The organism is Rhodococcus sp. WB9, assembly GCF_007558985.1.
Taxonomy (GTDB): domain Bacteria; phylum Actinomycetota; class Actinomycetes; order Mycobacteriales; family Mycobacteriaceae; genus Rhodococcus_F; species Rhodococcus_F opacus.
On sequence record NZ_CP041769.1, the window covers coordinates 818,696 to 832,500 of the forward strand.

Sequence of the window (13,805 nt, forward strand, 5' to 3'; positions counted from 1 at the left end):
CGCAGAACCGCTGCGCCGGACACTCTGAAGGGGGAACACCATGGAACACGGAATCCGGGCGCTGGCGGGAGTTCGGGCGTTGGCGGAAGGTCGGGCTCTGACGGCTCGCCTGACGCTGCTCGCGACGGACGAGGACGGTATGTCGACGGCGGAGTACGCCATCGGCACCATCGCGGCCGCGGCCTTCGGCGCCGTGCTGTATTCGGTCGTCACCGGCGACAGCATCGTGACGGCGTTGACGAACATCATCGACAAAGCGCTGAACACCGCGGTGTGATGAGTGCTGTCGAGAACCTGCGCCGGTCGGAGGCCGGCGGCGTGACGGTCGAGGCTGCCATCGCAATCGCATCGATCGTGGCGGTGGTCGTGCTGTGTGTCGGCGCGATCACCGCGGCGACACTGCACGTCCGGTGTGTCGACTCGGCCCGCGAGGCAGCACGGCTCGCTGCCCGTGGAGATCGCGAGTCGGCGATCTCCACGGCGGCGAGAGTGGCACCCGACGGCGCCGACGTGTCGGTCCGGACCGAGGGGGAGTTCGTCGTCGCGACCGTGCGGGCACGCAGTCCACTCCTTCCGCTCGTGAACATCTCCGCGGAGGCGGTGGCGGCTCTCGAACCCACGGTGCCCGGGTGGAGCGGAGGAGGGCGGTGAGTTCGGGGGCCACCGACGACCGCGGGTCCGCGACCGTGACGGCGTGCTGTGCGCTCGCGGCGCTGGTAGTGGTCACGGCGATGCTGGTGCACGTCGGTTCGGCGGTGTCGGTGCGGCACCGGGCGCAGTCCGCCGCAGATCTGGCCGCCCTCGCCGCGGCCGTCGGGCTGGACCGCGGCACCGACGCGGCGTGTGCCGCGGCCCGGGAAGTCGCGGGGCGCATGCGTACCGAAGTCGTGTCCTGTGAGGTCGACGACTGGGACGTCGAGGTCGCGGTCACCGCACCGGTGCTTCTGTCCTCGCGGGGTGTCCGGGATGCCCGCGCCGTGGCGAGGGCAGGTCCCGCGGAGTGACGTCGAAGCGAGTAGGCGGGCCGGTGACGCGCATCACGCCAGCGTGTGGGAGGTTTCCGCAATTATGACCAGATTCGGAATAATCCCCCGCTCAGGAAGTATTGGACGGCATGGATCCTGTGATGCGAGTCTCACTGATGCGAGCTGGTTTTCATCCACTCCCTTTGGCGAGAGAGGGCATTACATGACCACGGCACCACCGAAGCGGACCGAGGCCGAGACAAAGGCGCGGAAGGCGGGCATCGCCTCGTTCATCGGCACCACGATCGAGTGGTACGACTTCTACATCTACGGCACCGCGTCGGCGCTGGTCTTCGGTCAGGTGTTCTTCTCCGACACCCTGCCGGCGGGCATGGGCACGCTGCTCGCGTTCGTCACCCTGTGGGCCGGGTTCCTCGCCCGTCCCATCGGCGGCATCGTCTTCGGCCATCTCGGCGACAAGATCGGTCGAAAGAACACGCTGGTCATCACACTCATGATGATGGGCACCGCCACCGTCGGAATCGGACTCCTGCCCTCCTACGCGCAGATCGGAATATGGGCACCCGCCGCCCTGGTGTTCCTCCGGGTCGTTCAGGGTGTGGCAGTGGGCGGTGAATGGGGCGGGGCGGTCCTGATCGCCAGTGAGAACGCACCCAAGGGGAAGGGGATTCTGTACTCGGCGTTCGCCCAGCAGGGGTCGCCCGCCGGAAACCTCCTGGCGACGATGGCGTTCTTCCTGCTCTCCGCCATGCCCACCCCGGCGTTCGTGCTCTACGGCTGGCGCATCCCGTTCCTGATCTCCGCGGCCCTGGTGATCGTCGGAATGATCATCCGTCTCAAGCTCGAAGAATCGGACGCGATGAAGACCGTGCTGAAGCGCAAGAAGACCGTCGCACTGCCGATCGGTGAGGTGCTGCGCAAGCATTGGGTCCTCGTCCTCCTCGGTGCAGGCGCGCTGCCCCTGGCCCAGGTGACGTACTTCAAGAACACCTTCGCGTTGTCCTGGGCCACCAGCGAACTCGGCTACGACCGGGGCACGTTCCTCGGCGCCATCGCCATCGCCCTCGTGGTCCAGTTCATCGTGCAGCCGTTCGGCGCCGTCCTGGTGTCCCGGATCGACATGCGGAAAGCCATGTGCATCATGGTGATTCCCGAGTTCGTCCTGATGCCGGCAATGTTCTTCGCGATCCGGACCGAGAACTTCGCCATTGCCGTCGTCGTGATGTGCCTCGCGACCATTCCGCACTCGATGTTCTACGGCGCCATCGCCGGAGTGCTCGCGCGTGCCTTCCCCGCCAACATCCGCTACACCGGTCTTTCCGCGGCCTACCAGCTGTGTTCGCTGGTCGTCGGCGGCGGCACCCCGGTGCTGGCGCAGTGGATGCTCAACTCGTCCGGAAACATCGTCGGCGTTGCATTCGTTTCGGCCGGCTATGCCGCCGTCTCCCTGGTCTGCACCCTGTTGTTGCTGAACCGGACCGGATTCGACGCGCGCCGGTTGTCGACCGCGGAGCAATCCGACGCGGACGAACTGCAGCTCGACGTCGAAGAGGATGCGGTGGACACCGCTCCGAGTGCAGGGCAGGCCCGTGCGACAGCCCACACCTGACCGCGCAGGTCATTCCGGAGTGGGCAATGCCTCCTCGGACAGCCTGAGGACTTCCCGCAAGGCGGCGTTGTCGTCGTCCGCTCGCCACGCGATCCGCAGTTGCAGGGTGCTGGGACCGCCGACCAGTGGGAGGAACACGACATCCGGGTTGTTCACGTTCTCGGCCACGGAGGAGACGGTCAACGCGCAGCCGACCTCCGCGGACACCAGCGCCATCAGCGCCATCGAGTCCGGCGCGCTCTGCACGATCCGGGGCGTGAAACCGGCGTCGTGGGCCGCCCTCTGCAGGGAGTCACGCAGCGCCGATCCGGGATCGGCGGGCAGCGTCACCCAGGGCTCGGTGGCCAGTTCCTCGATGCGAACGCCGTCCCTGCCTGCGAGCGGGTGGTCGGTGGGCAGGGCCACCACGAAGTCCTCGTTGAGGATGACGCGGGACGCGATGCCCGGCGGGGTGAAGATCCACCGGACCAGACCGATGTCGAGGGTTCCGTCGAGAAGCTTGTTCAGTGCTTCGCTCGCGAAAGCGGAACTGTCCAGGACGAATTCGATACCCGGGTGGGTGTGCCGGACGAGTTTCGCCCACCGCCCGATGAGCAGGTGGGACGAGACTCCGGCGAAGCCGATGCGGACCCGGCCGACCTGTCCGCGCCCGGCGGCGGCGACGGCGATTTCCGCGAGCCGGCAGGCGTCCAGGATCTCGCGTGCCGGGCCGAGCAGTGCCTCACCGGCGGAGGTCAACCGGACGTTCCGCGTGTTTCTTTCGAAAAGAGTTGCTCCGAGCTGCTTTTCCAGTCGCCGAATCGTGCGGCTCAGCGGCGGCTGGGCCGAGTGCAGGCGCTGTGCGGCGCGGCCGAAGTGCAACTCCTCGGCGACCGCGAGAAAGGCAGTGATCTGAGAAATCTCCACGGGAGAACTATTGCAGTTCCGGCAACAGATTTGTCAACACTATTGAGTCAAACGGCGGTAATCCGGTGGGGAAGGTCCCGAGGCGACGTCCCGTCGTTCCGGAGAAGGGCATGGCGATGAGCAAAGTGGTCAGCATGGCGGAAGCCATAGGAACGTACGTCGAAGACGGCATGACCGTGTGCCTCGAGGGCTTCTCGCATCTCATCTCGTTCGCGGCTGCGCACGAGATCATCCGGCAGCAGCGGCAGAACCTCACGCTGTGCCGGATGACTCCCGACATCGTGTCGGATCAACTCGTGGCTGCCGGTTGTGTCACCAAGCTCGTGGCCTCGTTCTTCGCGAGCGGATCCGCCGGATCCCTGCACGAGTTGCGACGCCGTATCGAGCACCACGATCCGGTGGCCCTCGAGGTCGAGGAGTACAGCCACTACGGAATGGTCTGCCGCTATCAGGCGGGCGCCGCGCGCCTCCCGTTCTTTCCGCTGCGCTCCTATGCCGGAAGCGACCTTCCGCGGCTCAATCCCCGAATTCGGCTCGTCGACGATCCCTACGGGGAGGGCACCGTGTTCGTCGTGCCTCCGCTGAACCCGGACGTCACCATCGTTCACGCGCAGCGCGCCGACCGTCACGGCAACGTGCAGATCTGGGGTATCTCCGGGGTGCAGCAGGAAGCGGTGTACGCCGCGGGGAAGGCGATCGTGGTCGTCGAGGAGATCGTCGACGACGAGGTCGTCCGCTCCGACCCCAGTCGCACGCTGATCCCTTCTCACGCGGTCGATGCCGTCGTCGTCTGTCCGCGCGGGGCGCATCCGTCCTACGTGCAGGGCTACTACGACCGGGACTGCGCGTTCTACCGACGCTGGACCGCGATCAGCAAGGACTCCGCACTCCTGCAGGCGTGGCTGAAGGAGTGGATCCACGGCACCGCGAATCACGACGAGTACCTGGACAAACTCGGCGGCGACTACTGGAACGACCTCGCCGTCGAGCCGCGATTCTCCGAACCAGTCGACTACGGGAGCCGGAAATGACCACAGCACCAGTCGGAGCGATCTCGGCGACCGAGGTCATCGTGTCCGTTGCCGCCCGCGAACTCGCCGGGAAGGGGCGCGTCTTCGCCGGCGTCGGACTCCCGACGCTCGCCGTCGATCTGGCCAAGCGGACCAGTAACCCGGACGTCGAACTGATCTACGAATCGGGAGTGTGCGGCGCGCACCCCGCCGCGATGGCCGAGGGCATCGCCGACTCGGTCGTCGTGTCGGGCGCGGAGTCGGTTGTATCGATGTCGGCGTTGTTCGGTTACGTGCTGCAGGGCGGCAACGTCGATGTCGGATTTCTCGGCGCGGCCCAGATCGACCGGTACGGGAGCCTCAACACCAGCATCATCGGAGACTGGGACAAGCCGACGGTCCGGTTGCCCGGTGCCGGTGGCGCCGTGGAGATCATGCCCAACGCCGGCGAGATCTTCGTGGTGATGCGGCGACACGATCCGAGCGCTTTCCCCGCGGAACTCGACTTCTGCACGTCGCCGAGTCCCGTCCGGGCCCGGGCGGCAGGTGACGGGATCATGCCAAGGGGCCGAGGGGTGACGAAGGTGTTCACGAACCTCGGGGTGCTGTCGCGGCAGGGTCCGTTCGACGAACTCGAACTGGTCAGCGTGCACGAGGGGGTCACCGTCGACGACGTGCGAGCCCAGACCGGCTGGGAGCTGAAGGTCGCGGACGATCTCACGGTCACCGCCCCGCCGACCAGCGAGGAGATTCACCTGCTCCGCGATGTGATCGACAAGGTTCGGCTGTATCTGCGCTGACCGGGAGACCGTCAGCCGAGCGAGGCCAGAACCGCCGTGAGGACCCGGATCGCGCCGTCCTTGTCGAGGGGATCGTTGCCGTTTCCGCACTTCGGTGAGTACACGCAGGACGGGCACCCCGAGGTGCATTCGCACGATTCGATCGCCTCGCGGGTCGCGCCGAGCCATCGGGTGAGTTCGGCGTGACCTCGGTCGGCGAATCCTGCGCCGCCTGCGTGACCGTCGTAGACGAACACGGTGGGAAGTCCGGTGTCGGCGTGCAACGCGGTCGAGACGCCGCCGATGTCGCCTCGATCGCACACCGCGACGAGAGGCAGGAGGCCGATCGCGGCATGTTCGGCGGCGTGGAGCGAACCGGGCACGCGTTCGGCCGGAACACCCGCCTGCACCAGAAGTTCCGGGGTGATCGTGTACATCACCGCACGGGTGGGGAGGGTCTGCCTCGGCATGTCCAGTTCGACCGCGTCGAGAACCTCGCCCGAAGACAGTCGTCGGAGGTATCCGATCACCTGATGGGTCACCTCGACCTCGACGAGCGCGACCTCGACGTCGCCGAACTGCTTCTGCTCGAGAACGGAGGTGACCGTGATCTCGGTGGTCTCGCGGGCCGAGGTCGTCCAGTCGGGGTCCTCCGCGTGCACCAGGGCGAGTCCCTGGTCGAGATCGAGTTCGTCGACGACGTACGACTCACCCTGATGGATGTGGACGGCGCCGGGATGCGCCGTGGCGGGAGCGCGGCCGGTGTCGACGGTTCCGAGCATGCGTCCGGATTCCGACACGACAATTGCCACCTGGGTACCGATTCCACCCCGGATATCCACTGCGCCATGAGGATTTGTGCCGGCGGTGACGAACCAGCCGTGGGCGCGCCGACGGATCAGGCCCTGCTCCGCCAGCTTTCCGAGGACGTCGATCGCCCCGAACGCCTCGGCCTCGGCGTCGGACAGTGGTAGTTCCATTGCCGCGCAGAGCAACTGCGGGCCGAGGACGTAGGGATTGCTCGGGTCCGTGACGGTCGCCTCGACGGGCTTGTCGAGCAGCGCGGACGGGTGGTGGACGAGGTAGGTGTCGAGGGGATCGTCACGCGCGATCAGGACTACGAGCGAACCTTCGCCGCGTCGGCCGGAGCGGCCTCCCTGTTGCCAGAACGACGCCACCGTGCCGGGGAACCCGGCGACCACGACGGCGTCGAGGCCGGCGATGTCGACGCCGAGCTCGAGCGCATTCGTCGTCGCCGCTCCCAGCAGCGTGCCGTCGGCGAGCGCGGTCTCGAGCTCACGCCGATCCTCGGCGAGGTACCCGGCTCGATACGACGCGACCCGGGCCGAGAGTTCGGGATCGATCTCCCCGAGTAGGCGTTTGGTCGCCATCGCGGTCAGCTCCGCGCCCCGGCGGGAGCGCACGAAGGTGAGCGTGCGGGCCCCTTCGACCATCAGGTCGGCCATGATGCGCGCGGCCTCCGAACCGGCGGGCCGTCGTACGGGGCTTCCGTTCTCTCCGGTGACCTCCCGCATGAGCGGGGGTTCCCACAGCGCGACCGTCCGGGGGCCGTGCGGTGAACCGTCTTCCACGACCTCGGCGCAGGGCGCGCCGATCAGCCGCGACGCCGCCGCCCCGGGATCCGCCGTGGTGGCGGACGCGAGGACGAAGACGGGATCGGCGCCGTACCGGGCCGCGATGCGCCGGAGCCGCCGCAGTACGAGCGCGACATTCGAGCCGAAGACACCACGGTAGGAGTGGCATTCGTCGATCACCACGTAGGCCAGATTGCGGAAGAAATGCGCCCATCGCTGATGGGTCCGGAGGAGGGAGATGTGCAGCATGTCGGGGTTCGTGAAGAGCCACCGCGAGTTCTCCCTCGCCCAGTGCCGCACCTCGAGTGGGGTGTCGCCGTCGAACACGCACGGGCACACGCTCCGGAGGTCGTCCCCGGCATCCAGGACTTCCGAGTCGATGAGCGAGGTCACGGCCCGCAGCTGGTCTGCGCCCAGCGCCTTGGTCGGGGAGAGGTAGAGGGCGGTCGCCCGCGGATCCGTTGCCAGAGTGGTGAGTACCGGAAGCTGGTAGGCCAGCGACTTGCCCGAGGCGGTGCCGGTCGACACCACGACGTTCGTCCCGTGACGGGCCAGGTCGGCGGCGGCGGCCTGATGGGTCCAGGGGCGGGGGATCCCGTTCTCCTGCATGGCCCGGACGACGCTCGGGTGCGCCCACGCCGGCCATTCCGACAGCTGAGAAGTCCGGGCAGGCATTTCCGCGGCGAAAGTGAGCGGGTTTTCGTCTCGGGGAACTCCCTCGAGGACTCGGTTCAGTAGCGCTCGGCCGTATGTTTCGCCCGTATTTCCACTGTCGTCACGTGGTGAAAACGGTGTGCTCACTGATGTCTCCGGGCTGTCGTAGGGGACGGGCGAGTAGCTTCCACACCGCCACGACCTGCGCATTTGATGATAACGAGTGCCTCTCCAGGGCTGTCGCCCGGGGTGTCGCGACCCCCTCATGAATCCGCTGTTTCGTGCCTGTTCGCTACAAGATCAACTTTTTGTGTGAATTGTTCGGATTTCGACTGTTGCGTTCGCGGAGTTCATGGTTGACTACAACTGGTCGCAGCTTCTGTGTTCGTAGGCTTGAAAGAGTGAACGTTCGCAGGATCGATGTTGCGAACGCGGTGCTCTGCTTTTCCTGAGGGGGAAATCTAGTAGTACAGCGGTCGGAACCGGCCCGGCGGACTGTATGTGCTGTCCGCCGAATCCGGTGTTAGAAAGAGAAGGAAAAGCATGGCACAGGGCACTGTGAAGTGGTTCAACGCGGAAAAGGGCTTCGGCTTCATCGCACCCGAAGACGGCTCCGCTGACGTCTTCGTTCACTACTCCGAGATCCAGGGCAGCGGCTTCCGCACCCTCGAGGAGAACCAGCGCGTGGAGTTCGAGGTCGGCCAGGGCACCAAGGGCCCCCAGGCTACCGGCGTTCGCGCAGTCTGATTCTGCCGTTCACATTCGTGAACACGTAAATCAGATAGGCGGGGTCCTCGTGACCACGTCTGATTCGTCCCCCATCGCCTGAGGCGGTGGGGGACGAGTCGTTTTCACGGCAACGGTGCCGTGGCATAAGGGGGTACTTCAGTGAGCCAGCTCTCCTTCTTCTCCGCGGAGGCGATGCCGCCGGCAGTCACCGATCTGTGCGGTCTTCTCGCCGCGACGGGTCAGGTGGTCACATCGGCCGGGCGTGCGCGCATCTCGATCGTGGTCGACGCCCAGTGGCGGGCGGAGGCGATTGCGGAGTTGATCGCCCAGGCCGGACTCGAGGTCGAGATCACGCGCAGCGACGAGGGAAGCCCGCTGGTCCGCACCGCCTCGGTCGTCGACTTGCGGCCCCTCGCGGACCAGTGGACGAGGGGAGCGGTCAAGGCCGTGCCCTCTGGCTGGGTGCCGTCGGGGCGTCAGTTGAGGGTGTGGGCTCTCGCGTCGGGCAGGAGCGAAGCGGACGGGGAACGGTTCGTCCTCGGACTCGATCCGCACGCCCCGGATACCCACGCGCCGTTGGCTCAGGCATTGATGAGAGCGGGCATCGCGCCGACGCTGATCGGCACCCGGGGCTCCGGTCCGGGGCTCCGAATCTCGGGTCGGCGTAGGCTCGGCAGACTCGTCGAGAGCATCGGTGAGGCGCCCGGAAATTTGGACGACCGTACCGGTTGGCCCCACGTGTAGAGCCGCGTAGACGGTACTGATCTGCGAGGATGGGTTCCGGGTATGTCACTCTAGTAATAGGCGAACCGGGTATAAAAGGGTTTGTCTGCACAACTGTCGAGTGGCAGCGATCGACTTCAGGAAGGCTCGGGCTACAGGTGGCTAAAGGGGACAACGGCAGTGCACAGGGTGCGGCGGGAGCGTCCGGCCAGCCTCGCCGCCTCGTGATCGTCGAGTCGCCGACCAAGGCCCGCAAGATCGCCCCGTACCTCGGAAAGAACTATGTCGTCGAGGCGTCGGTCGGCCACATCCGCGACCTTCCGCGCGGAGCCGCAGACGTCCCGGCCAAGTACAAGGGTGAGTCGTGGGCTCGGCTCGGCGTCAACGTCGACCATGATTTCGAACCGCTCTACGTGGTCAGTCCGGAGAAGAAGTCCAAGGTCACGGAGCTGAAGAGCCTGCTCAAGGACGCCGACGAACTCTTCCTCGCCACCGACCCCGACCGCGAAGGCGAAGCGATCGCTTGGCACCTCCTCGAGACGCTCAAGCCGAAGATCCCGGTTCGCCGGATGGTCTTCCACGAGATCACCGAGCCGGCCATCCGAGCCGCGGCCGAGGACACCCGCGAACTCGACAACGACCTGGTCGATGCGCAGGAGACACGCCGCATCCTCGACCGTCTGTACGGCTACGAGGTCAGCCCCGTGCTGTGGAAGAAGGTCATGCCGAGGCTGTCGGCGGGCCGCGTGCAGTCCGTCGCCACCCGCGTCATCGTGCAGCGTGAACGCGAGCGGATGGCGTTCCGCTCGGCGTCCTACTGGGACATCTCCGCCACCCTCGACGCCGGCGCCGAGGCCAGCCCCCGCAGTTTCGGGGCGCGTCTGGTGAGCGTCGACGGCTCCCGGGTGGCCACCGGCCGCGACTTCGGCGCGGACGGCCAGCTGAAGACGAGCACCGTCACGGTTCTGGACGAGGCACGGGCGCAGCGTCTGGCCGAGTCCCTCGCCGGTGTCGACCTCACCGTCTCCTCCGCCGAGAGCAAGCCGTACACCCGCAAGCCGTACGCGCCGTTCATGACGTCGACGCTGCAGCAGGAGGCGGGCCGCAAGCTCCGCTTCACGTCCGAGCGGACCATGCGCATCGCGCAGCGGCTGTACGAGAACGGCTACATCACCTACATGCGTACCGACTCGACGACGCTGTCGTCGTCGGCGATCGCTGCCGCCCGCGCGCAGGCCACCGAGTTGTACGGCGCCGAGTACGTGCACGACACACCGCGCCAGTACACGCGGAAGGTCAAGAACGCGCAGGAGGCGCACGAGGCCATCCGTCCGGCCGGTGACGTGTTCCAGACCCCTGGTCAGTTGCACTCCCGCCTCGACACCGACGAGTTCCGCCTGTACGAGCTGATCTGGCAGCGGACCGTGGCGTCGCAGATGGCGGACGCGCGGGGTACGACGCTGACCCTGCGGATCACCGGAACCGCGGGCACCGGCGAGGAGTGCACCTTCTCCGCGTCGGGACGCACCATCACTTTCGCCGGATTCCTGAAGGCCTACGTGGAGAGTGTCGACGAGGAGGCCGGCGGCCAGTCCGACGACGCCGAGTCGCGCCTGCCGGTGCTCGTCGAGGGCCAGGCGGTCACCGCCACCAAGCTCGATCCCGACGGCCACACCACCAACCCGCCCGCCCGCTACACCGAGGCGAGCCTGATCAAGACCCTCGAAGAGCTGGGCATCGGCCGCCCGTCCACCTATTCGTCGATCATCAAGACCATTCTCGATCGCGGATACGTCTACAAGCGCGGCAGCGCGCTGGTCCCGTCGTGGGTAGCGTTCGCCGTCATCGGCCTCCTCGAGATGCACTTCGGGCGGTTGGTCGACTTCGACTTCACCGCCGGGATGGAAGACGACCTCGACGCGATCGCCGGTGGCCGGGAACAGCGCGGCAACTGGCTGAGCAGTTTCTACTTCGGCGGCGATCACGGCGCCGAGGGCTCGGTTGCCCGTGAGGGCGGCCTGAAGAAGATGGTCGGTGTCAACCTCGAGGAGATCGACGCTCGCGAGGTCAACTCGATCAGGCTCTTCGACGACGCCGAGGGCCGCGAAGTGCACGTCCGCGTCGGACGGTTCGGTCCGTACCTCGAGCGGATGGTCCAGAACCCGGACGACCCCGACGGCGATCTCATCTCGCAGCGGGCCAACCTGCCCGACGACCTTCCGCCGGACGAGCTGACACCGGAGTACGCGGAGAAGCTGTTCTCGACCCCGCAGGAGGGTCGCAAGCTGGGCGTCGACCCGCTGACCGGACACGAGATCGTGGCGAAGGAGGGCCGCTTCGGCCCCTACGTCACCGAGATCCTTCCCGAGCCGGAACCGGAGCCCGAACCGGCCGTGGTGCCGGTGCCCGACGAATCGGGCGACGGGACGACCAAGACCAAGACGGCTGCCAAGAAGGCGCCGGCGAAGAAGGCAGCGAAGAAGTCCACGGGTCCGAAGCCTCGGACGGGTTCGCTGCTCAAGTCGATGGACCTGGCGACGGTGACTCTCGACGACGCCCTCAAGCTGCTGTCGCTGCCGCGTGTGGTGGGTGTCGATCCGGAGTCGAAGGAAGAGATCACCGCGCAGAACGGTCGCTACGGCCCGTACCTGAAGAAGGGGACGGATTCGCGGTCCCTCGCCACCGAGGACCAGATGTTTACGGTGACCCTCGACGAGGCTCTGAAGATCTACGCGGAGCCCAAGCGTCGCGGACGTCAGGCCGCCGCCACCCCGCCGCTGCGTGAGCTGGGTGTCGACTCGGTCAGCGAGAAGCCGATGGTGATCAAGGACGGCCGGTTCGGGCCGTACGTGACCGACGGTGAAACCAACGCCAGCCTCCGCAAGGGCGACGAGGTGGAGTCCATCACCGACGCTCGCGCTTCGGAACTGCTGGCGGATCGGCGTGCCCGCGGTCCCGTCAAGAAGAAGGCCGCCGCGAAGAAGGCACCCGCCAAGAAGGCTGCTAAGAAGACCGCCGCCAAGAAGGCGCCGGCCAAGAAGGCGGCCTCGAAGAAGGCAGCGGACAAGAAGGCGTGAGCCGGTACCTCGGGCCGGTTGGGTTGTCGCACGTGCCGGTTAGGCTGGCGCGGTGACGGTATTCGACCGGTTGGTGGGCCAGGAGGACGTCGAGGCCGAGCTGACGGCCGCGGCGACTGCCGCCCGTCGTGGAGTCGGTGCGATGGGCTCTTCGATGACGCATTCGTGGCTGTTCACCGGCCCGCCCGGATCGGGTAGGTCGGTGGCCGCGCAGTGTTTCGCCGCCGCACTCCAATGCACCAGCGACGGCGTTCCCGGCTGCGGCGTCTGCCACGCCTGCACCACCGCGATGGCCGGTACCCACGGCGACGTCCGGCAAGTCGTCCCCGAGGGCCTGAGCATCAGCGTCAAGGAGATGCGTGCCATCGTGCAGACGGCTGCTCGCCGGCCGAGCACCGGGCGTTGGCAGATCGTGGTCGTCGAGGACGCGGACCGGCTCACCGAGGGTGCGGCCAACGCTCTCCTGAAAGTGGTGGAGGAGCCGCCGGATCGCACCGTGTTCCTGTTGTGTGCGCCCTCCGTCGACCCGCAGGACATCTCCGTGACGCTGCGGTCGCGCTGCCGGCACATCCATCTCGTGACCCCGTCGGCCGACTCCATAGCCAAGGTCCTGCGCGAGCGGGACGGCCTGGATCCCGCCGATGCGCAACTGGCGGCCTCGATCAGCGGCGGTCACGTCGGGCGAGCCCGGCGTCTGGCGACGGATCTGAACGCCAAGGTGCGTCGTAAGGACGCTTTGGATCTCGCTGTCGCGGCACTGCGGCCCGCTACCGCCTTCGCTGCGGCGGAGGAACTGGTGCGTTCCGCCGACGCAGAGGCGAAGGAGATGAGCGCGGCCAGGGACGAGCAGGAGACCGAGGAGTTGCGCACGGCTCTGGGGGCGGGCGGCACCGGTAAGGGTGCTGCCGGAGCCCTGCGAGGCTCGGCCGGCGTGCTGAAGGATCTCGAGAAGCGCCAGAAGTCCCGGGCCACTCGCACGGGCCGTGACGCACTCGATCGTGCACTGATCGATCTGGCCGGTCTCTATCGCGACGCGCTCGCCGTCGCATGGAAATCGAACGCGGCCGCGAACCATCCGGACATGGCGGATCGCGCGGCCGACCTCGCCTCGCGAACAACCCCGGAAGGCCTTCTGAAGTGCATCGAAGCGGTTCTCGAGTGCCGCGAGGCGATCACCGTCAACGTCAAACCGCAGTGGGCTGTCGATGCCATGGTGGCCACTCTCGGCGACGCGTTCAGGGAGCCGTTTTCGCATACTCGGGGTTGAGGCGCTAGACTCGCCACCGCCGAAAGGCACCGCTGCCTTAGCTCAGTCGGTAGAGCATTTCACTCGTAATGAAAAGGTCGAGAGTTCGATTCTCTCAGGCAGCTCAGCGGTCCTCTGGCCCTTTCCGATCAGTCGGGAAGGGCCAGAGTCGTCTCCGGGGTCGGGACACCTTCGCCGTGTCGGATATGTACAAGAAGTTCGGGATCGCTCCCGCGATGCTGGGGCGACTCACTTCTCCGTCCCGGAAGGCACACCATGTCCACTCGTCATGCCGCCAGCACGTTCGACGTCAGTGATTTCAGCCCGTGGGACGGGTGTCCGTCCGTCGCCACCGGCGTCACCCCGGGCGACATCGACATGGTGAAGAACTTCTCCGGCGATATCGAGGGCCGGTCGGTCACCAGATTCGTCGGCAGTCTCACCGAGGATCAGAGTGCGGGCGCCTACGCGGCGTGGGAGAGCTTCGAAGG

13 protein-coding genes and 1 tRNA gene (1 of these 14 cut by a window edge) are annotated in these 13,805 nt (G+C 66.9%); 12 read left to right on the plus strand and 2 right to left on the minus strand.

Going from position 1 to position 13,805, the window contains the following annotated elements:
- The first annotated feature begins 40 nt into the window (after window positions 1-40).
- The 4 genes from FND50_RS03945 (at window position 41) to FND50_RS03960 (ending at window position 2,595) form a co-directional block, all read left to right on the plus strand.
- Window positions 41-277, plus strand: coding sequence for a DUF4244 domain-containing protein (locus FND50_RS03945; protein ID WP_144284816.1), 237 nt, complete (start codon window positions 41-43; stop codon window positions 275-277).
- On the plus strand, window positions 277-651 hold the full coding sequence (locus FND50_RS03950) for a TadE family type IV pilus minor pilin (RefSeq protein WP_144284817.1): 375 nt from the start codon (window positions 277-279) through the stop codon (window positions 649-651). The genes FND50_RS03945 and FND50_RS03950 overlap by 1 nt, the downstream gene beginning before the upstream one ends.
- On the plus strand, window positions 648-1,004 hold the full coding sequence (locus FND50_RS03955; RefSeq protein ID WP_144284818.1) for an Rv3654c family TadE-like protein: 357 nt from the start codon (window positions 648-650) through the stop codon (window positions 1,002-1,004). The genes FND50_RS03950 and FND50_RS03955 overlap by 4 nt, the downstream gene beginning before the upstream one ends.
- A gap of 184 nt (window positions 1,005-1,188) precedes the next feature.
- Window positions 1,189-2,595, plus strand: coding sequence for an MFS transporter (locus FND50_RS03960; RefSeq protein ID WP_144284819.1), 1,407 nt, complete (start codon window positions 1,189-1,191; stop codon window positions 2,593-2,595).
- A 9-nt stretch (window positions 2,596-2,604) separates the two neighbouring features.
- Here the strand turns inward: FND50_RS03960 and FND50_RS03965 are convergent, their stop codons facing one another.
- Window positions 2,605-3,501 carry a LysR family transcriptional regulator gene (locus tag FND50_RS03965; protein WP_005256139.1) on the minus strand — a complete coding sequence of 299 codons (897 nt, stop codon included), beginning with the start codon at window positions 3,499-3,501 and terminating at the stop codon, window positions 2,605-2,607.
- Between the two features lie 110 nt (window positions 3,502-3,611).
- Between FND50_RS03965 and FND50_RS03970 the strand changes: the two genes are divergently transcribed.
- A complete protein-coding gene (locus FND50_RS03970) occupies window positions 3,612-4,532 on the plus strand; it encodes a CoA transferase subunit A (protein WP_144284820.1) in 921 nt (306 codons plus the stop codon).
- Window positions 4,529-5,311, plus strand: coding sequence for a CoA-transferase subunit beta (locus tag FND50_RS03975; protein WP_144284821.1), 783 nt, complete (start codon window positions 4,529-4,531; stop codon window positions 5,309-5,311). Before FND50_RS03970 ends, FND50_RS03975 begins: the two co-directional genes overlap by 4 nt.
- 11 nt (window positions 5,312-5,322) lie before the next feature.
- On the opposite strand, the gene FND50_RS03980 is transcribed toward FND50_RS03975, so the two are convergent.
- The gene (locus FND50_RS03980) at window positions 5,323-7,686 is read right to left on the minus strand and encodes a DEAD/DEAH box helicase (protein WP_144284822.1); all 2,364 of its coding nucleotides are present in this window, start codon (window positions 7,684-7,686) and stop codon (window positions 5,323-5,325) included.
- Between the two features lie 396 nt (window positions 7,687-8,082).
- On the opposite strand from FND50_RS03980, the gene FND50_RS03985 reads away from it, so the two are divergent.
- The 6 genes from FND50_RS03985 to FND50_RS04010 form a co-directional block, all read left to right on the plus strand.
- A complete protein-coding gene (locus FND50_RS03985) occupies window positions 8,083-8,286 on the plus strand; it encodes a cold-shock protein (RefSeq protein ID WP_005248460.1) in 204 nt (67 codons plus the stop codon).
- A 141-nt stretch (window positions 8,287-8,427) separates the two neighbouring features.
- Window positions 8,428-9,012, plus strand: coding sequence for a hypothetical protein (locus tag FND50_RS03990; protein WP_144284823.1), 585 nt, complete (start codon window positions 8,428-8,430; stop codon window positions 9,010-9,012).
- 137 nt (window positions 9,013-9,149) lie between these two features.
- The gene (gene topA, locus FND50_RS03995; protein ID WP_144284824.1) at window positions 9,150-12,068 is read left to right on the plus strand and encodes a type I DNA topoisomerase; all 2,919 of its coding nucleotides are present in this window, start codon (window positions 9,150-9,152) and stop codon (window positions 12,066-12,068) included.
- Window positions 12,069-12,120: 52 nt separating this feature from the next.
- Window positions 12,121-13,335 carry a DNA polymerase III subunit delta' gene (locus FND50_RS04000; protein WP_005568358.1) on the plus strand — a complete coding sequence of 405 codons (1,215 nt, stop codon included), beginning with the start codon at window positions 12,121-12,123 and terminating at the stop codon, window positions 13,333-13,335.
- Window positions 13,336-13,366: 31 nt separating this feature from the next.
- Window positions 13,367-13,439, plus strand: a tRNA-Thr gene (locus tag FND50_RS04005).
- A 151-nt stretch (window positions 13,440-13,590) separates the two neighbouring features.
- Window positions 13,591-13,805 carry the 5' portion of a DUF3224 domain-containing protein gene (locus FND50_RS04010; RefSeq protein ID WP_144284825.1) on the plus strand. It continues 199 nt past the right edge of the window, so only the first 215 of its 414 coding nucleotides appear in the window; its start codon is at window positions 13,591-13,593; its stop codon lies off the right edge, out of view.